This window comes from Burkholderia sp. AU31624, from assembly GCF_020420065.1.
GTDB lineage: Bacteria > Pseudomonadota > Gammaproteobacteria > Burkholderiales > Burkholderiaceae > Burkholderia.
The window spans coordinates 231493-249631 of sequence record NZ_JAIZRT010000001.1 but is presented as its reverse complement, the minus strand read 5'-3'; the positions used below and the strand labels follow the sequence as shown (position 1 = coordinate 249631).

The window sequence follows — 18139 nt, the reverse complement described above, 5'->3', positions numbered from 1 at the left end:
CAGCAGCCGGCTTGCGATGCCGGTGGAGAGCGGTCAGCGGCCGGCGGTTTCGGTCGCGCGGTCGCGGCCCGGGACGTGGACGCTGTTGCGCTCGCGCATCCGCCGCCGGTACCAGAACGTCCACAGCAGCAGACAGCCGAACACGGTATAGCCCATGACCGGCGACACGACCAGCACGCGTTCGACCGGCCAGGTCACGACCATCCAGAGGCGCAGCAGCATTTCCAGCGTCATGAACGCGCCCCACACGAAGGTCATCCGCCGGAGCATCTGCCGCAGCCCGGGCTGCGCTTCCCAGACGGCTTCGAAATGCGCGGCGCCGCCATCCATCTCGCGGGCCACCGTGGCGCGGGCCAGGTAGAAGATCAGCGGGCGTTCGCGGAACAACGACAGCAGGAACACGACGCCGATCGTGCCCGACGCGAGCGATTCGCGCATCAGCAGCGTGCGCGCGCTGCCGCCGAGCGCCATCCCGAGGATCGACAGCGCGATGCCGAGCAGCACGATGGCCGCCACCGCATCGATGCGGCGCGAGCGGATGAATTCGACGATCGACCAGATGATCGGCGGCACCGCCGACGCGTACAGCGCGCCGGTTTCGCCGAAATAAGGCTGCGCGGCCCGGTAGGCAACCCAGGGCAGCACCAGGTTGACGAAGAGTTCGAGGATCAGTCCGGCTCGCGGTTTCACGGTGAGCAATTCCACGCAGGTTGGGGCGAACCCGCGAAGGGCGTGGTGGCCCGCGGTTGCCCCGAAAAGGGTTCGATTGAGTATATCGAAGAATCGGGCGGTGCTGCGGTGCCGTGTCGGCCGCGTGCCGCCGGCGGCGCCGGTGCCATCGTCATGGAAGCGCCGCGGCCGGCAGCGTGATCGTGACCGTGGTGCCCTGCAGCATGACGCTGTGCACGTGGATCGTGCCTTCGTGCCGTTCGACGACGGCCTTGACGAACGCCATGCCGAGCCCGACGCCGCTGGTTTCCGGCTGGCCGGCGGTGCGAAAGCGCCGGTAACGCTCGAACAGCCGCGTCTGGTCCGCGCTGCTGATCCCGCACCCGCTGTCGCGGATCGTGCAGCGCACGGTCTTGCCGTCGGCGCCCGGCTCGACCCGGCATTCGACGCTCGTCAGCGATGCGCTGTACTTGATGGCGTTGTCCAGCAGGTTGATCAGCGCGCGCGACAGCAGCGCCGGGTCGCCTTGTACGATCGTGTCGTCGTGCCGCGGCACGTCGTCGATCGACATGGATTTCCGGTGCGCGAGCGGCCACACCGCGTCGCGTGCCTCGTTCATCAGGTCGGCGAGGTTGACCGGCACGCGTTCGTAGTCGCTGGCCTCCGCACGCGAGAGCTGCGCGAAGCCGTCGGCCAGCGCCAGCGTGTGCCGCGCCAGCTTGCCGATTCTCGCGAACTGCTGCTTCATCTGCACGTCGCCCGCCCGTCGCGCCTGCGTGTCGATCAGGATGATCAGCGAGGTCAGCGGAGCGCGCATGTCGTGCGAGAACAGCGTCAGCATGTCGTTGCGCTGGCGCTCGAGCATGTCGCGGCGGACGGTCGCGTGGCGCAAGGTTTCCAGCGCGTGGTGGATCTGCGTGAGTTCGGGCCCGATGCCGCGCGGCATCGCGACGTGCGACGTATCGCCATCGCTGAGTGCGACGATCCGGCGGCCGAGCGCATCGAGCGGTTTCGACAGCAGTCGCTGCACGCCGCGCGCGAGCGAGGCCAGGATCGCGACGCACAGTGTCGCGGCGAATGCCGACAACGCGACCTTGATCCGGGCGGTGTTCCGGCCGCCGATCGCACGATGCCGGGCCAGATCGATCACGTGGTCGCGCAGCCGCTCGCTCGGCCGGAAATGCGGCACGATCGCGCGGGAAAAGTCGGCCGCACTCATCGCATAGACGCCGTTCTTGCCGCCGGCGACCGCCGCGTCGACGAGCGGCAGGATGTGCGCGTCGAAGGCCCCGTTGAGCTGCGCGTATTCGCGCGCCACGTCTGGGTCGTCGAGCTTCGCGCCGATCGAGCCGTCGATCAGCGCGCGCAATTGCTCGATGCGGCCGCGCATCCGCATGATGTCCGCGAACTGCGTGCGGTCGAGCGCCTGCCGCGCGAACATCGGCGCGATCAGCAGCGAGCCCGTGCGGCCCGCGTATTCGCGGAGATCGCCGAGGAGCCGCGCGAGCAGGATCGCACCCGATGTGCGCGGGTCGCCCATCGAGGTGTCGGTCATGGCGCCGTCGATCAGCAGCGACAGCGTGTCGACGATCCGGAACAGGCGCGCCTGCGCGTGCTGGATATCGTGAACGCTGCGTGTCGCGCGCGGCCGCATGCCGAGTGCGTCGACCTCCGTGCGCGCATCGGCGAGCGTGATCCGGACCGAGTCGAGGGCATGCAGCAGGTTGCCGCGTTCGCGATCGTCGAGCACGGTCGCCTGCGCGATGCCGCCGCGAAAACGTTCGAGCGCCTGGTCGGAACGCACCCGCGCGGCGAGCAGGTGGCGGACCTCGGTGGCGCCGTCGTCCTGCGGGCGCACCAGCAGGTCGTTCGTCGGGCCGCGTTCGGCCGAGATCACGTTGGCGGCGCTCATCGCGCCGCGGACGAATTCGAAGCGCTGCAGGTCGGCGTTCTCCTGCCGGTATTGCCGGACACTCCCCCAGATGATCGTGCCGCACAGCAAGGCCAGCAGCGTGGTGACGAGGGCGAAGCCGATATGGGTCTTCTGCTGGATCGTCAGCGATCGAATGTTGTATGCGCGTTCCCGGCTAGACGAGAATGTACGATTCATGACACACCATGTTTGCAAGCTATCCCGGGTGGGCCCGTATTCTCGGCCTGTCGGCGCCGCGATACCGTAAGGTTTTGTGGGGGGGCGGGGGCCGCCTTCAACGGGGCGGCAACGATCCTGGCAGGGATGCCGGACCGGGCCTCGCACAGGATCACCTTGCGTCAGTGTGCTGTCGACATCGGACGAGTCGCGATTGATCCGGAGAAACCCTGAACGCGCATCGGACCGGTGGCGCGTTACGACGGATGGTTTGGATTGCGAATGTTTATGGCCGTCGTATTCGATCGATGCGCGGCACGAAGTTCGCGACGGACGACGGCGGCAAGGAGGGCGCGCTGGAAGGAAACGGCAGGCAGGCGCGCCGCCCGCGCACGGGTGACGCGCCAGGGTGACGCTTGCAGCCCGCGTGCCGCGGCGCGAATCGCTGCCGCGGCCGCGCGCGCGGTCAGGCGAGGGCGGGCTGGACGATGATCTTCACGTTCCGGTCCTTGTGGTTGACGAGTTCCTCGAAGCCATGCGAGACGATGTCGCCGAGCGCGATGCGCCCGGTGATGAGCGGCTGCACGTCGATGCGGCCGTCCGCGATGAAGCGGATCACGTCCGCGAATTCGCCGTTGTACGCGAGCGAGCCGATCACTTCCTTCTCGGTCGACACGATGTCGAAGAAGTTGAACGGCGCCGGCTCCTCGAAAATCCCGACCATCACCGACTTGCCGGCCTTGCGGATCACGTCGATCGCGAGCTTCGCGGTGGTGGTGTGGCCGATGCACTCGAACGACACGTCGGCGCCATAGCCGCCGGTCAGCGCCTTGACTTCCGCGATCGCGTCGGACGTCTTCGGATCGATGACCACGCTCGCGCCGACCTCCAGCGCCTTCTGCTTGCGCGCGGCCGACATTTCCAGCGCGATCACGCGCCCGGCGCCCGCGGCCTTCGCGCACATGATCGTGCACAGGCCGATCGTGCCCGCGCCGACCACGACGACGGTCTGCCCGACGATGTTGCCGGCCTTCTTCACCGCATGCAGCCCGACCGCGAGCGGTTCGATCAGCGCGCCGGCCTCGGTCGGGAAGTCGTCGGGCAGCTTGTACAGCAACTCGGCCGGCACGTTCACGTATTCGGCGAATGCGCCGTTGTTCATCAGCCCGGTGAACGCGAGGTTCTCGCAGATGTTGTACAGCCCATGCTTGCAATACCAGCAGGTGCCGCAATGCTGGCAGGCGTCGGCCGTCACGCGGTCGCCGACCGCGTAGCCCGTCACGCCCGCGCCGAGCTCGGCGATCTCGCCGCTGAACTCGTGGCCGAGGATGCACTGGCCCTTCAGGCCCGTCAGCGGATGCGGCGCATCGACCGGGATGAAGACCGGGCCCGCGACGTATTCGTGCAGGTCGGAGCCGCAGATCCCGCACCAGTGCACGCGAATCGTCACCCAGCCGGCCGGCGGGCGCTCGGGAACGGGAACCTGTTCGACGCGGATGTCGTGGCGGCCGTGCCAGACGGCGGCTTTCATGCTCGGGGCGGTGGTCGTTGCCGGTGTACTCACGTTGCTGTCTCCATCAGGTTGTCGTCGGGCGCGAGGCGTGGTTTCCGGTGCGCCCGTCGCGCGAGTGCGCGAACGACCGGTATGCAGGAACGGGGCCAGCTCGAGTGGGGGCGCCAGGCGGCGATTACACGGGATAGGCGCGATGCGATGCACCATTTGCCGGCTCTTTGACGGGAAACGATTTGACGGAGGAGGGTGGTGAGATTTGCTGCGGAAGCAAAAGCTCGGACCGGGTGAGACGCTGGGACGTTCGTCTCAGCGCAATGAGACGAATCGCGAGACGCATGCTGCCACGCCGATCCATTGCCGCGATCGGCGGAACGGATCGTTGCGCACATTACCCCTTTACTTGAAGTGAACTTCAATTTGTATCATGTGCGCCAGTCCGATCCCGGACGCGTGATGCATCCCGTTGCACGCGGCCGCTTCAACGGAGGGGAAGATGACCGAATCGCCTGTCGCGGCCGATGCCGCCACGCTGCCGTCGCGCAGCCACGGGGCCGCCGTCGCGAACGTCGTGCTGGCGAGCATCGTGTCGGCGCTGCACGTCGGCAAGGCGACGATCGCGTTGCCGTCGCTCCAGCACGAATTCGGCGGCTCGCTTGCGTCGCTGAGCGGGATCATGTCGGTGTTTCCGTTCGTCGGCGTGTTCGGCGGCATCGCGGCCGGCCTGCTGGTGCGACGCTGGGGCGACCGGCTGCTGCTGATCGCGGGCCTCGTCGTCCTCGGCCTGTCGAGTGTCGCCGGCGCATGGGCCGACAGCTTCGCGCTGCTGCTGGCCACGCGTTTCGCCGAAGGGCTCGGTTTCGTGATCGTGGTGGTCGCTGCACCAGCCGTGCTGAATCGCGTGACGCCGGCCGAGCGGCGCAATCTCGTATTTGGCTTGTGGAGCACGTTCATGCCGGTCGGCATGGCGCTGTCGATGCTGGTCGGGCCGCTGCTCGGCGGCTGGCGCAACGGCTGGCTCGCGGCCGCGGCGCTGACGCTCGCCGCGGCGGCCGCGGTGCCCGTCACGACGTCGGCCGATGCGCCGTCGCGGCAGGCCGGCGCGCCGCGTATCGGGCCCGCGCTGCGCGACGTGCTCGCGTCGCGCTCGACCACGCTGCTGGCGCTGGGGTTCGCCACCTACAACGTGCAGTTCTTCGCGGCGATGACGTTCCTGCCGGTGTTCCTGATGCAGCGCCTCGGCGTCGCGGTCGGTGCAGCGGGGGTGATCAGCGCGGCGATCGTCGCCGCGTGCGTGATCGGCAACCTGACGGCCAGCTGGCTGTTGTCGCGCGGCGCACGGCCCGGGATCGTGATGGCCGCGACGTCGGTCGCGATCGGCGCGGCCGGCGCGGGGCTCTTCAGCGCGGCCACGCCGGCGCCGCTCGCGGTCGCGCTGGGTTTTGCGTTTTCGGCGATCGCGGGGATGTTGCCCGCGACGATCCTCGCGTGTGCGCCGGGCTCCGCGCCGACGCCGTCTCTCGCGCCGCTCAGCATCGGCTGGGTCGTGCAGGGCAACTATCTCGGGCAGGTGATCGGGCCGCTCGCGATCGGCTCGATCGTCGGCGCATTCGGCTGGTCGGGCGGCATCGGGCTGATGCTCGCCGCTGCCGTCACCGGTGCGGCGATCGGCCTGTCGCTGCCGCGCGAACCGATGGGCCGGCGCTGAGCGCGGCGCCGTTCAACCTGCACGGAAATCCGTCAAGCATGCTCAACACCATGGAAAGCCTGATTTGCGAAGAGGACGTGCCGTGCGATGCGCCGGCCTGGGTCGAAGACGATGCGATGCCGCCACGTGGCGGCGTCGCGCATCCGCTCGGGCCGATCGGCCGGGCGCCGGTTCCCGAGCACGCGGCGGCGGCCGTCTCGCCGTTGCGCCCGCAACTGTTCGTCACGGTGCTGGAGGCCGACGACCATGCGTTGCTGATCCGCTGGGTCGAGAGCGGCCGGTGCCATTACGGCGAGCAGCGCTGGCGCTTGCGCGTCGCGTTGCAGCCGGGCCGCTGCGCGATCTCGGGGCAGCCGATCGAGCCGGGCGAGCCGGTGTTCCGGCCGGTGCGAAGGCCCGTGCCGGCCAATGGCGACGAGATGATCTGCCCGGCGGCGGTGCCGGGTGCGGCGGGCCACGCACGTGACGCCGCGCCGGAGGGCGACGACGCGCGCGAGCCGGCCGACGTTTCCGGTTGAACGCCGGCCGGCTGCGACACGCGTTCGTTACTTCTTCACGTCGTGCCGGTACTGGATGAACCCGGCGTTGTTCGCGAGCTTGTCGTAGAGCGCGCGTGCCGTCGTGTTGGTTTCGTGGGTGAGCCAGTACACACGGCTCGCACCGGCTTCGCGGGCGTGTTCGTACACGGCCTCGATCAGCGCGCCGCCTGCGCCTTGCCCGCGTGCGTCGGGCGCGGTGTACAGGTCCTGCAGGTAGCAGTACGGCCCTTCGGTCCAGCACGAGCGGTGGTAGATCGCATGCACGATCCCGACCAGCGCCCCCGAGGCGTCGAATGCGCCCAGCACGAACATCGGCTCCGCCGGATCCATCAGGCGGGCCCATGTCGTCGCGAACACCGCGTCGCTCAGCGCGGTGTCGTAGAACTTCTGATAACCCTGCCACAGCGGGCGCCACGCGGCTTCGTCGGCGGCGACGAGCGGGCGCACCGTGACGCGCGTCGCGTCGTTCGCGCGGCTGGCCGCATCGCGCGCGCTTGCCTGCGCGTGGCGGATCGCGGTGAGCGACCGGCGCTGCTCGCCCTGCGCGTCGAAGTTCTCCGGGGCGAGCCACGCGTCGAATGCGGCGCGCACATCCGGCCATTCGCCGTCGATGATCGAAAACCACGCGGTGTCGCGATTGCGGCCGCGGTAGATGACCGCCTGCCTGAACGTGCCCTCGTAGCGGAAGCCGAGCCGGGCGGCGGCCTTGCGCGACGGGAGGTTCAGGTCGTCGCACTTCCATTCGTAACGCCGGTAGCCGAGCGTGTCGAATGCGTACTTCATCAGCAGGAACTGCGCTTCGGTCGAAACGGGCGTGCGCTTGAGCAGCGGCGAGAACGTGACGGAGCCGACCTCGATCACGCCGTTGGCAGGATCGATGCGCATCAGCGCGAGCGTGCCGACCGCGCGGCCGGTGGCGCGGTCGATCACCGTGTAGTGCAGCGGATCCGGGCTCGCCTGCGCGGTACGCGCGTACTCGCGGTAGCTCGCTTCGTCGGCGTACGGGCCGTGTGCGAGATAGGTCCAGTCGCTGCCGTCCGGCGCCTGCGAGTAGGCGGCGTGCAGGTCGGCCGCGTGGCGCTCGGCGTCGAGCGGTTCGAGCCGGCAGTAGCGGCCTTCGAGCACGATGCGCTCCGGGCGCGGACGCGCGGACCAGTCGGGAACGGGGTGGCCGATGGGTTGCTGGAAAGCGTTGGTGAGCGTGGACAAGGTCGATCTCGCTTCGGTTGGCGGCCGGCGACATGCCGGCATGCAGACGATCGTAGTCGCGACGAGGTACCATGAGAAGCGCCAGAGATCGGCAAATTTATGGTGCCACGATTGATGGGGCGCGAATCGCGAGCCGTCGTTCACCAGCCGCGCGCCACGCGCCGTGCGCCACCAGCCGTGCGCCACGTTCCGACATTTTCACGCTGCGAAGTTCCGATGACGACTGTCCTTCCTTCCGGCGATGCGCCGTTGCTGCCGCTCGACGCGCCGCTGGCGCGCACACCCGGCGCGCCTTCGCTGCAGCGCCAGTTGCTGCGTCGCGTGCGCGACGCGATTCTCGGCGGCGCGATGCCGGCCGGCACGCGGCTGCCCGGCACGCGCGCGCTGGCCGAGACGCTCGGCGTCTCGCGCAACACGACGGCGGCCGTCTACGAGCAGCTCGTGGCCGAAGGCTTCCTGCAGTCCGACCGCCGCGGTACGCGCGTGGTCGGGCTGTCACGGCCGGCGCCGCCGCGCCGGCGTGCCGCGCCGCCGGCCGTCGCGCAGCGGCTCGGCCGGATTCGCCCGAGCCGCATCGGCACCGGTGAATCGGAGGGCTTCCGGCCGGGCGTGCCCGCGCTGACGCATTTCCCGGCGGACGCATGGCGCCACGCGATCGACCGCGCGCTGCGCCGCGCCGGCCGCGACCTGCTCGGCTATGGCGACCCGCTCGGCGAGCCCGCGCTGCGCGAATCGATCGCGCGCCACCTGGCCGTGACGCGCGGTGTGCGCTGCGATCCCGAGCAGATCGTGATCACGGAAGGCGCACAGGGCGCGATCGCACTGTGCGCGCAGTTGCTGACGAACCCGGGCGATACGGTGTGGGTCGAGGAGCCCGGCTATCGCGGTGCGCGCACCGCGATGCAGGCGGCCGACCTCGACGTCGTGCCGATGCCGGTCGACGCGGAAGGGCTGCGCACCGACGAGGATGATTGGCGCGAGCGGACGCCGCGTCTCGTCTACACGACGCCGTCGAACCAGTTCCCGACCGGCGCCGTACTGTCGATCTCGCGCCGGCTCGCGCTGATCGATGCCGCGCGCCGGCATCGCGCGTGGATCATCGAGGACGACTACGACAGCGAATTCCGCCACACCGGCGAGCCGATCGGCGCGATGCACGGGCTCGCGCCCGATTCGCCCGTCGTCTATCTCGGCTCGTTCAGCAAGACGATGTTTCCGGCGTTGCGGATCGGTTTTCTCGTGCTGCCCGATGCGCTGCTGGCCGCGGTGCGGCCGGTGCTGCCGGAGATGCTGCGCGGCGGGACGCGCCACGTGCAGCTCGCGCTGGCCGATTTCATCGAGACGGGCGAGTACGGCCGCCATCTCGGCCGCATGCGCCGGCTGTATCGCGACCGGCGGCGGTTGCTGCTGGCTGCGCTGGACGGCAACCTGAGCGTGCCGCATCAGATCGAGGGCGGGCCGTGCGGGCTGCATCTCGCGCTGCGGCTGCCGGCGCGCTACCGCGATCGCGCGATCGTCGACGCGGCGCGCGCGCATGGCATCGGGCCGTTTCCGTTGTCGGGTTTTTCGATCGAGGCGGGATCGGCGGGCAACGGGCTCGTGCTCGGCTTCGGTAATACGTCGGCCGACGCGTTCGAGCCGATGTTGCGGATGTTGTCGGCGATCGCGGAGCGGGTGGGTGGGGCGTCACCTGCGGGTGGCGGGGCGCGGGGATGACGTCACCCGTCGCCGGTGATTTCCGCGACCGTATCGATTTCGCTTTCGATCTCGCATTCGTCTCGGCATCCCGACAGGAGAATCAAGTCATGAAGATGCGAACTGGATCGGTGATGACCGTCGTTGCTCCGGCTACTTTCGCTACGTGAGCAGGGCGCTCTCGTGCGACGGATGACGATCGGACTTGTGCGGATTGACGAACCGCGCACTTTGTTCGAAACGGCCACCGTCGCGGCTCCGCGCCTGCCGCTCCGCCCGGCATTCGGGTTTCGATTCGTATGTTCGAACAGGCCGCGTGGACTATAAATGGATGGGTGTACCGGGCCTTGTCGAGCGTCTGCGCGTCTCGCGCATGTCGGCGCCGTGACTCCCGGGGGAGGTGCACCGTGGTTCGCCAGACGCTTGCTCGCGCCGTGCTTTGCACCGCGTTGATCGGGGGCGTGTTTGCCGGCTGTTTGTTGCCGCCGCCGGACGCCTTTGCCGGAACCCTCTCGCCGCCCGTCACGCCGCACCCGATGAAGCAGCGGCCGGCTGCCGCGCCTTACGCGATGCCGGTCGATTTTCCGGCGATCGTCGACCGCTACGGCCCGGCCGTCGTGACCGTCATGACCGCCGCACCTGACCAGCAGGCGAGCGGCCCGTCCTTCGCGATCCTCGATCCCGACGATCCGCTCGCGGCGTTCTTCCGGCATGACGTACCGCCGCCGGCACAAGGTGCACCGGCACAGGTACAGGCACCCGAGATGTTGCCGCGCGCGGTATCGGGCAGCGGCTCGGGTTTCATCGTCAGCGCCGACGGCCTGATCCTCACGTCGGCGCATGTGGTCGACGAAGCGACCGACGTGACGGTACGGCTCACCGACCGCCGCGAATTCAAGGCGACGGTGCTGGCCGTCGACCCGCAAAGCGACGTCGCGGTGCTACGGATCGACGGGAAGAAGCTGCCGTTCGTGCGCGTCGGCGATTCGTCGAAGGTGCACGCGGGCGAGCCGGTGATGACGATCGGCGCGCCGGACGGATCAGGCAACACGGTCACGGCCGGCATCGTCAGCGCCACGTCGCACCGGATGCCGGACGGCAGCGCGTTTCCGTTCTTCGAAACCGACATCGCGCCGAACCCCGACAATTCCGGTGGCCCCGTCTTCAATCGCGCGGGCGACGTGATCGGCATCGCGGTGCAGGTCTATACGGGCCCGGACCGCTACGCGAGCACGACGTTCGCGATCCCGATCGCGTTGGCCGCAAAGGTGCGGGCGCAACTGCAGAAGCAGATGCAGGCGCAGGCGCAGCAGTCCCAGGCGCCGGATGCGTCGTCGTCCGGCAATGCGATCGGCATCGACGTGCAGGATGTCGGCATCGGGCTGGCCGCGGCGTTCGGGCTGCCGCGTCCGGCGGGCGCCCTCGTCAATGGCGTCGCACCCGGCTCGCCGGCTGCCGCGGCTGGCGTGAAGCCCGGCGACGTGATCGTGAAGCTGGGCGACAAGACGATCGGCCGATCGGCCGAGCTGAACGACCTGGCTGCCGCGCTGCCGCCGGGCCAGAAGGTGCCGCTGCGGTTGATCCGCAACCGCGCGCCGGTGATGCTGACGATCACGGGCGCCGACGAGGCCGCCGGCAACGCGGGTGCGACCGTCGGCATGGCTGCGCCGAAGGCGGCTGCACGACCGGCGGCGGGAGCAGCGGCGGGCGCAGCGGCTGCCGACGGCGGCGACCGCCTCGGGCTGACGATGCATGCGCTCAGCGACGACGAGCGCCGCTCGACCGGGCTCGCGGTCGGGATGATGGTGGACGCGGTGCACGGCCCGGCCGCCAAGGCCGGTATTCAACCGGGCGACGTCGTGCTGGAGCTCAACGACACGCTGCTCGAGACGCCCGATGACATACCGACGCTCGAAGCGAACGGCAGCGTGATCGCGGTGCTGATCCAGCGCAACAACGCCCGGAAATTCGTGTCGGTGCGTGCGCGTTAGGGCGTTGACGCGGTCGCTATCGTCGGCCTACCATCGTTCGATCTCGCACGCAGTCAGCGAGGCATTCAGGAGCCATCCGGCATGAACGCAGCATTCATCATCGTAGTAGTCCACAGGCGCAGGGTCCGGTAGCGGCACCGCGCCGGCACCCATGCGCCCCCGACTCGTTCGGGGGCTTTTTTTTGCATTGCGCACGGCCGTGCGGCACGTGCATGGAGGGCATCCGCTTGCAATCGAACCTGCCGATCGCTTCCGAACGGGCGTCGCCGAGACTCGCGACGCTGATCCTGCTGTGTGCGTGCTCGGTGCTGCCGCTGAGCCTGTTCCTGCCGTCGCTGCCGGCCATCGCGCGCGACCTGCACGCCGACTATGCGCTCGTCGCGCTGTCGCTCGGCGGTTACGCGGCGGTGGCGGCGTCGCTGGAGTTCGTGATGGGGCCGCTGTCGGACCGGTTCGGGCGGCGGCCGGTCGTACTGGCGAGCGTCGGCGTGTTCGCGCTCGGCTCGCTCGGCTGCGCGATGGCGACCGATATTCGTGCATTCCTGGCGTGCCGGCTGATGCAGGCGGCGATCACGTCGGTCTATCCGGTATCGATGGCGACGATCCGGGACACCGGCGGCGGGGCGCGCGCGGCGAGCCGGATCGGCTATGCGGCGATGGCGGCCGCGTTCGCGCCGATGCTCGGCCCGACGCTCGGCGGCGCGTTCGACCAGGCGTTGGGCTGGCGCGCGAGCTTCTGGCTGCTCGGCGCGGTGGGCATCGCGTTGTTCGTCTGGTGTGCGTTCGACCTCGTCGAAACCCATGCGAACCGGTCGTCGAGCCTCGGGCAGCAGCTTCGCGCGTATCCGGCGCTGCTCCGCGCGCGCCGTTTCTGGGCCTATGCGCTCTGCATGGCGTTTTCGACCGGCTCGTTCTACGCGTTCCTGGCCGGCGCGCCGCTCGCCGCGCAAACGGTGTTCGGCATCGCACCGGCGGAGATCGGTTTCTACATGGGGACCATCACGGCCGGTTTCGTGTTCGGCGGCTTCGTGGCCGCGCGCTACGCACGCCGCTACGCGCTGGCCACGACGATCCTGTTCGGGCGGGTGGTCGCATGCGCGGGGCCGTTGATCGGGCTCGCGCTGAGGTTCGGCGGCGTGACGCAGGCGATCGCGTGGTTCGGGCCGTGCGTGCTGGTCGGCATCGGCAACGGGCTGACCAATCCCGGCGCGCATGCCGGCGCGGTGTCGGTGCGCCCGGCGCTGGCGGGCAGCGCGTCGGGGCTGGCCGGTGCGATGACGATCGCCGGCGGGGCCGCGCTTTCGTCGTTGACGGGGGCGGTGCTGACGGCCGGCAACGCGGGCTATGCGCCGCTCGCGATGATGCTCCTGTCGGCGGCGATCGCACTGGCGGCGGCCGTCTGCGTGCGGGTGTTCGATGCGCGCGACGCCGGGCGGTGAACGGAAACGCGCGGCAGCACCGCGCGGAGCCGGGCATGGGGTGGGCACGGCTACCGTGCCGTGGACGATTGGCGGACAATCGATCGATTATCGGGAGACGACGAACCCGCCGCGCGCCGGGCATGCCCCAACGCGTGAAGGGCGACTGGACGAGGATGCGATGAGCGACTTTTCTGATTTCCAGCGAGACATTGCCGACGCCGCGAGAGCGACATTCAGGGCGCTGCGGGCGCAACATCCGGACGAGCATTTCTATGCGTTCGCGCTGTATACCGACAGCGGTGCGATGACGGTGGTGCCGGCGGCCAATTCGGTCGAAGGGCTGCGCCGGATCCGCGAGCAACAGGCCGTCCCGGACGACGACCCGTGGTACGCGTGGGGTTTCTCTGAATGGGCGTACGCGGCGGCGGAAGCGTCGCCGTTCAATGCGATCTGCGGCAAGCTCGCCGATGACGTGCTGAGCCCGCAGTTCGTCCGCTCGAGATTCCCGGAACATGTGCGGCAACTGCACGCCGACATGATCGCGGCGTTGCGCCTGCTCGACCGCGAAGGTTTGTTCGGCACGGGCGACGAAAGGGCGGCGATCACGCTGTTCGTGTCGATCAGCGACGACGATGCGGCCGAGGCGCTGGAAAACGAGTCGGCGAAGGCGCTGAATCCGCCGGCCGTCGCCGACGCATTCCTGCACCGCTACGACTGACCGAAATCGGGATATCGCACGGCGGCCCCGGACGGGCGACCGCCATGCGTGCTGCGTGCTGCGTGACGGCTTACGGCTTCGCGCCCACGACGAATTCGAATGTCGCGACGCCGTCGACGCCGCCCGTGACGCGATCGCCAGGCTGCAGCGCGCCGACACCCGCCGGCGTGCCGGTGAAGATCAGGTCGCCTGCCTTCAGCTCGACCGAGCGCGACACATACGCGATGACGTCGGGCACGGCCCAGATCATGTCGGCCAGGTCGCCTTGCTGGCGCGTGTCGCCGTTGACCGCGAGCCAGATGCGGCCCGTCGCCGGGTGGCCGGTGGCCGCTGCCGCGCGCAGCGGAGTCACGGGGCCTGATGCATCGAAGCCTTTCGCCCAGTCCCACGGACGGCTCAGCTTCTTCGCTTCGGCCTGCAGGTCGCGGCGCGTGAGGTCGACGCCGACACCGTAGCCCCACACGTGCGACAGTGCGTCGGCCGGGTCGATCGACCGGCCGTCCTTGCCGATCGCGACGACCAGCTCGATTTCGTGATGCAGGTCGTTCGTCAGCGGCGGATAGGCGACGGTGCCGCTGGCCGGGACGATCGCGTCGGCCGGCTTCGTGAAGAAGAACGGCGGTTCGCGGTCGGGATCGGCGCCCATTTCGCGCGCGTGGTCGGCGTAGTTGCGGCCGACGCAGAAGACGCGGCGTACCGGAAAGCGCGCGGACGACTGGTCGACTTCGACGGAAGGACGCTCGGCAGCGTCGATGACATAAGCGGACATCGGATGGCCTCGTTCGGTGATAAGACGGATGCCGCGCCCGTGCGGTGCACGGGCCGGCATGCGTGCAACGATACCCGACAGCCGTGCGGCCGGATGCGACGCAACTGCGTTTTACCGGGACAAAACTACGCGTCGGCCGCCGCCGGGGAATCGTCGCCGTCCGGCCGCGCGGCGTTCGCGTCCCGGTACGCCTTCGGCGACACGCCGACCCGCGCACGGAAGCGCCGCGCGAAATACCCTTCGTCGCGGAAGCCGACCGAGCGCGCGATATCGGCGATGCGCCGGCTGGTATGGGCCAGCAGCGACTGCGCGAGCGCGATCCGGCGCTCGGTCACGAGATCGGTGAAGGTGCTGCCGGTTTCCTTGCGGACCAGGTGCGCGAGGTAGTTGGGCGACAGGAACGCGGCCTCGGCGGTCGCGGCGAGCGTCAGGTCCTCGCGGGTCAGGTTGGCGCGCACGTGCCGCAGCACGCGCGCGAGCGCGTCGCGCCGGCCCGCGCGCTGGGCGCCGCGCTGCGCGAGCTTGTCGAGCGCACCCGCGTACTGCGTGCAGACGAGCCCGATCAGCTGCAGCAGGTAGCCGCGCAGCAGCGTGGTCGAGCCGAACGTGCGCACGCGATCGGTGTCGAGCATGCACAGCGCGAGGCGGCGCGCTTCTTCGTAGGTGTCGCCGGTCAGGATGAAGTCGAGGTGTTCCTGGAAGCGGAACGGCGTCAGCTCGGGAAAGCGGTGCGCGGGCACGTCCTCGAGATCGAGCGGGTCGACGTCGAGATCGGCGCGCAGGAACGCCTGGCTGAAGTTGATGACGATGAAGTGCGCGCCTTCCGGATGCGGGATCAGGTGCTCGCGGTGCGGCAGCACGAACGCGAGCGCGCCGCGCGGAAACGGCCGCGTGACGCCGCCGATCCGCTGCTCGGTGTCGCCGCCGAGATTGAACTGGATCTGGAAATACGCGTGCCGGTGCGGCTCGGTGATCGCCTGGCGCGACGCCTGGTCGCGGATGTAGAAGTCGAGCCGGTCGCTGCGTTCGGGCATCCCGTACAGGCGCGGCGGGGCGATGGAGGGCATGAAGGATTCTGCTGTTCGTGACGCGGTTGAGCCGCGATGGTACAGCGAACCGGGCGCGGCGGCGATCCGTGCGGCCGCATGGCTTCGCCCGGTGTCGCTCGCGGCATGCCGCGCGGCGATTACTCGTCCGGATGGAAGCCGAGATAACTGGCGTGCGGGGTGGCGCTATCGGCACGCTGGCTTGCCGCGCCGACCGACCCGAGCGCATCCAGCGTCGACGTACGGTTCGACACCAACATCCAGGCGATGGCCTCGTCGGCGCCGGCCGGGGCCGACTCCGACGCGCGCTGCGCCGTCAAAGCCGTCAGCGCGGCAAGCAGCGCGGCAGCCGGCGGCGCGTGGACCGCGAACCCTTCGTTGGCCACCGCCGCCGTATCGATCCCCAGCACCTTGCACAACCGCGCCCGCAGCGGCGTTTCGGCTTCGCTCGCCGCACGCGCGCGCGCGATGTTCTCGCGGGTGGCCGCATCGACGATCGTGCCGCCGCGGACGAACGGCGCCTGCTGCCACGCATCGGGCGTGCATTGCTTGCCGTCCGGCACCAGCGGCACGAACGGATTCACTTCGGCCGGATAGATCCGGCACACGAGCGGGCGCGCGTCGTAGATCGCGCACCGCATGTCATCGCCAAGGTTCGGGCACGGCCCTGCATGGGTGGCGGTGAGCATGACCGTGATGCGGACGGGCAGCGAGCCGCTGAGCGCGGCGCTCGAGCGCACGCGCTTGTACGCGGCGAACGCGTTGTCGGGCTCGGGCTCGACGAGCCACGGCATTGCATCGCACAGCAGCTCCACGTGGCCGCCGCGCTGCAGCCACGCGATGGCCTCGTCGATCGTCAGCGGAATCCGCAGGTCGCGGCAGCATCCGCCGCAGCCGTTGCAGGCAAAGTCGATATCGGTGGGGGTGTCGTTCATGCTTGATTCGATACGGATAACAGGGTGCCGCGAAGCGTCGCGACAGGGCAACGGTGCGCGTTCATCGGGTGACCAGCGGCGCGACCCGGCGCCGCAGCTCGGGCACAACGTCGGTGTCGAACCACGGGTGGTGCTTGAACCACGCCTGATTGCGCGGCGACGGATGCGGCAGCGGCAACACGTCGGGGCCATAGTCGCGCCAGGCGTGCACGGTGTCGGTCAGCGTGGCCTTGCGCGACTCGCGCAGGAAATGCCGCTGCGCGTACTGGCCGATCAGCAGCGTGAGCCGGATCGACGGCAACTCGGCGAGCAGCCGGTCGATCCACAGCGGCGCGCATTCGGGGCGCGGCGGGTTGTCGCCGCTTGCGCCGCGGCCCGGGTAGCAGAAGCCCATCGGCACGATCGCGAAGCGCGTCTCGTCGTAGAACGTGTCGGCATCGACGTCGAGCCAGCCGCGCAGCCGCTGGCCGCTCGCGTCGTCCCACGGGATGCCGCTCGCATGGACGCGTGTGCCCGGCGCCTGCCCGACGATCAGGATGCGCGCGTCGCGATGGGCCCGCACGACGGGGCGCGGGCCGAGCGGCAGGTCGGCTTCGCAGGCACGGCACGCGCGGATTTCGGTGAGCAGCACGTCGAGCGGCGCGCGCGTGGGTTTCGGCATCGAATCGGATCGGGGACGGAGTGGTCATGCGGCGTCACCCGGGGCCGCGTGCCGGGCGCCGGCAGGCGGCCCGGGAAAGGCGAGGCGCGGGAGCGCGCGCCGCCTGCATCACGCGGTGCGCATCACGCCTGCGACAGGCCCGGTGCGCCGCTTTCGGCGACGGCAGCATCATACAACGCGGTTTGTGCGATCGCTTGGGCGATCCCCGCGTCGTCGTGCGCACCGTCGAGCATGCCCCAGCGCCGGTATTGGGCCAGGAACCACTCGCCTTCGCGCGGATCGGGGCGGTTCACGGTGCCGCCGTCGTGGAAGCGGATCGGCAGCGGCGGCACGGCGAACGGCCCCGAGCCGTAGTCGCCGAGCAGGCGCGGTGCGATCAGCCGGGCCGGCACGCCGAGCGCATCGGGCGACGCGAGCCAGTCGGCCGCCTCGCGACGGTGCGCGGCGCTGTCGAGCCAGGCGCACGCATCGACGAGGGTGCGGATCAGCGCGCGGGCCGTGGCCGGATACAGCGCGACGAAATCGCGCCGGGCCGCGAGCACCTTCTCCGGATGATCGGGCCAGATTTCGCTCGTGACGGCAACGGTCCGCCCCGCGCCGCAGGCCTCGGCCACCGCATGCCACGGCTCGCCGGCGCAGAAGCCGTCGAGCTCGCCGCCGGCGAGCGCGGCCACCATCTCGGGCGGCGGGATCACGACGCTGCGCACGTCGCGCAGCGGATCGACGTCGTGCGACGCGAGCCAGTGGTTCAGCCACATCGCGTGCGTGCCGGTCGGGAAAGTCTGCGCGAGGAGCGGCTTGCGGCCGAGCGTCGCGAACGCGTCGCGCACGCTGCCGCTGGCGCGATACGCGTCGGCGAGGCCGCGCGACAACGAGATCGCCTGGCCGTTGCGGTTCAGCACCATCAGCGCGGCCATGTCGGCCTGCGGGCCGCCGATCCCGAGCTGCAATCCGCAGACGAGCCCGTACAGCGCATGCGCGGCGTCGAGTTCGCCGCTCAGCAGCTTGTCGCGCACGGTGGCCCACGACGGCTGGCGGCTGAGCTCGAGCGTGAGGCCGTGCCGTTCGCCGAGGTTCAGGCGCTGCGCGACGATCAGCGGGGCCGCGTCGCTCAGCGCGACGAACCCGAGGCGAAGATGTGCGCGTTCCGGCGCGGCGGGAGAGGAGGTATCCATGGCA

The 18139-nt window shown here is 69.9% G+C and carries 15 protein-coding genes; 6 read left to right on the top strand and 9 right to left on the bottom strand.

Annotated features, from left to right (window positions below; translation table 11 throughout):
• Nucleotides 1–33: 33 nt before the first annotated feature.
• From LGM89_RS01270 to LGM89_RS01260, 3 genes are all read right to left on the bottom strand, one after another.
• The gene (locus tag LGM89_RS01270; RefSeq protein WP_226202988.1) at nt 34–690 is read right to left on the bottom strand and encodes a VC0807 family protein; all 657 of its coding nucleotides are present in this window, start codon (nt 688–690) and stop codon (nt 34–36) included.
• Between the two features lie 151 nt (nt 691–841).
• Nucleotides 842–2779, bottom strand: coding sequence for a sensor histidine kinase (locus LGM89_RS01265; protein WP_226272058.1), 1938 nt, complete (start codon nt 2777–2779; stop codon nt 842–844).
• 445 nt (nt 2780–3224) lie between these two features.
• Nucleotides 3225–4289, bottom strand: coding sequence for a 2,3-butanediol dehydrogenase (locus LGM89_RS01260; RefSeq protein ID WP_089475036.1), 1065 nt, complete (start codon nt 4287–4289; stop codon nt 3225–3227).
• Nucleotides 4290–4764: 475 nt separating this feature from the next.
• On the opposite strand from LGM89_RS01260, the gene LGM89_RS01255 reads away from it, so the two are divergent.
• A complete protein-coding gene (locus LGM89_RS01255; protein ID WP_226272057.1) occupies nt 4765–5976 on the top strand; it encodes a CynX/NimT family MFS transporter in 1212 nt (403 codons plus the stop codon).
• Nucleotides 5977–6014: 38 nt separating this feature from the next.
• Nucleotides 6015–6494 carry a DUF3331 domain-containing protein gene (locus LGM89_RS01250; RefSeq protein WP_226272056.1) on the top strand — a complete coding sequence of 160 codons (480 nt, stop codon included), beginning with the start codon at nt 6015–6017 and terminating at the stop codon, nt 6492–6494.
• A gap of 27 nt (nt 6495–6521) precedes the next feature.
• Here the strand turns inward: LGM89_RS01250 and LGM89_RS01245 are convergent, their stop codons facing one another.
• Nucleotides 6522–7724, bottom strand: coding sequence for a GNAT family N-acetyltransferase (locus LGM89_RS01245; RefSeq protein WP_089496780.1), 1203 nt, complete (start codon nt 7722–7724; stop codon nt 6522–6524).
• 216 nt (nt 7725–7940) lie between these two features.
• Here LGM89_RS01245 and LGM89_RS01240 point away from each other — a divergent pair, with 216 nt between their 5' ends.
• From LGM89_RS01240 to LGM89_RS01225, 4 genes are all read left to right on the top strand, one after another.
• On the top strand, nt 7941–9440 hold the full coding sequence (locus LGM89_RS01240; protein ID WP_226202995.1) for a PLP-dependent aminotransferase family protein: 1500 nt from the start codon (nt 7941–7943) through the stop codon (nt 9438–9440).
• Between the two features lie 386 nt (nt 9441–9826).
• The gene (locus LGM89_RS01235; protein WP_226272465.1) at nt 9827–11410 is read left to right on the top strand and encodes a trypsin-like peptidase domain-containing protein; all 1584 of its coding nucleotides are present in this window, start codon (nt 9827–9829) and stop codon (nt 11408–11410) included.
• Nucleotides 11411–11637: 227 nt separating this feature from the next.
• The gene (locus tag LGM89_RS01230; RefSeq protein WP_226272055.1) at nt 11638–12849 is read left to right on the top strand and encodes an MFS transporter; all 1212 of its coding nucleotides are present in this window, start codon (nt 11638–11640) and stop codon (nt 12847–12849) included.
• On the top strand, nt 12827–13549 hold the full coding sequence (locus LGM89_RS01225; protein ID WP_226272054.1) for a DUF4303 domain-containing protein: 723 nt from the start codon (nt 12827–12829) through the stop codon (nt 13547–13549). Before LGM89_RS01230 ends, LGM89_RS01225 begins: the two co-directional genes overlap by 23 nt.
• Before the next feature lie 70 nt (nt 13550–13619).
• Here LGM89_RS01225 and LGM89_RS01220 read toward each other — a convergent pair whose 3' ends face one another.
• From LGM89_RS01220 to LGM89_RS01200, 5 genes are all read right to left on the bottom strand, one after another.
• The gene (locus LGM89_RS01220) at nt 13620–14318 is read right to left on the bottom strand and encodes a fumarylacetoacetate hydrolase family protein (protein ID WP_089427313.1); all 699 of its coding nucleotides are present in this window, start codon (nt 14316–14318) and stop codon (nt 13620–13622) included.
• A 125-nt stretch (nt 14319–14443) separates the two neighbouring features.
• Nucleotides 14444–15385: a helix-turn-helix transcriptional regulator gene (locus tag LGM89_RS01215; protein WP_175237560.1), complete on the bottom strand. Its 942-nt coding sequence runs from the start codon at nt 15383–15385 to the stop codon at nt 14444–14446.
• Nucleotides 15386–15504: 119 nt separating this feature from the next.
• A complete protein-coding gene (locus LGM89_RS01210; RefSeq protein WP_226272053.1) occupies nt 15505–16299 on the bottom strand; it encodes a YkgJ family cysteine cluster protein in 795 nt (264 codons plus the stop codon).
• Between the two features lie 61 nt (nt 16300–16360).
• Nucleotides 16361–16960: a uracil-DNA glycosylase family protein gene (locus tag LGM89_RS01205; protein WP_226272052.1), complete on the bottom strand. Its 600-nt coding sequence runs from the start codon at nt 16958–16960 to the stop codon at nt 16361–16363.
• A gap of 122 nt (nt 16961–17082) precedes the next feature.
• Nucleotides 17083–18135, bottom strand: a complete 1053-nt coding sequence (locus LGM89_RS01200; RefSeq protein WP_226272051.1) for a CmpA/NrtA family ABC transporter substrate-binding protein — start codon at nt 18133–18135, stop codon at nt 17083–17085.
• Between the last annotated feature and the right edge of the window lie 4 nt (nt 18136–18139).

What these genes read in the sequence shown, in the direction of transcription:
- LGM89_RS01265 (WP_226272058.1), bottom strand. Translation starts at nt 2,779, where the DNA reads ATGAATCGTACATTCTCGTCTAGCCGGGAACGCGCATACAACATTCGA.
- LGM89_RS01260 (WP_089475036.1), bottom strand. Translation starts at nt 4,289, where the DNA reads ATGAAAGCCGCCGTCTGGCACGGCCGCCACGACATCCGCGTCGAACAG.
- LGM89_RS01255 (WP_226272057.1), top strand. Translation starts at nt 4,765, where the DNA reads ATGACCGAATCGCCTGTCGCGGCCGATGCCGCCACGCTGCCGTCGCGC.
- LGM89_RS01250 (WP_226272056.1), top strand. Translation starts at nt 6,015, where the DNA reads ATGCTCAACACCATGGAAAGCCTGATTTGCGAAGAGGACGTGCCGTGC.
- LGM89_RS01240 (WP_226202995.1), top strand. Translation starts at nt 7,941, where the DNA reads ATGACGACTGTCCTTCCTTCCGGCGATGCGCCGTTGCTGCCGCTCGAC.
- LGM89_RS01225 (WP_226272054.1), top strand. Translation starts at nt 12,827, where the DNA reads ATGCGCGCGACGCCGGGCGGTGAACGGAAACGCGCGGCAGCACCGCGC.
- LGM89_RS01220 (WP_089427313.1), bottom strand. Translation starts at nt 14,318, where the DNA reads ATGTCCGCTTATGTCATCGACGCTGCCGAGCGTCCTTCCGTCGAAGTC.
- LGM89_RS01215 (WP_175237560.1), bottom strand. Translation starts at nt 15,385, where the DNA reads ATGCCCTCCATCGCCCCGCCGCGCCTGTACGGGATGCCCGAACGCAGC.
- LGM89_RS01210 (WP_226272053.1), bottom strand. Translation starts at nt 16,299, where the DNA reads ATGAACGACACCCCCACCGATATCGACTTTGCCTGCAACGGCTGCGGC.
- LGM89_RS01205 (WP_226272052.1), bottom strand. Translation starts at nt 16,960, where the DNA reads ATGCCGAAACCCACGCGCGCGCCGCTCGACGTGCTGCTCACCGAAATC.
- LGM89_RS01200 (WP_226272051.1), bottom strand. Translation starts at nt 18,135, where the DNA reads ATGGATACCTCCTCTCCCGCCGCGCCGGAACGCGCACATCTTCGCCTC.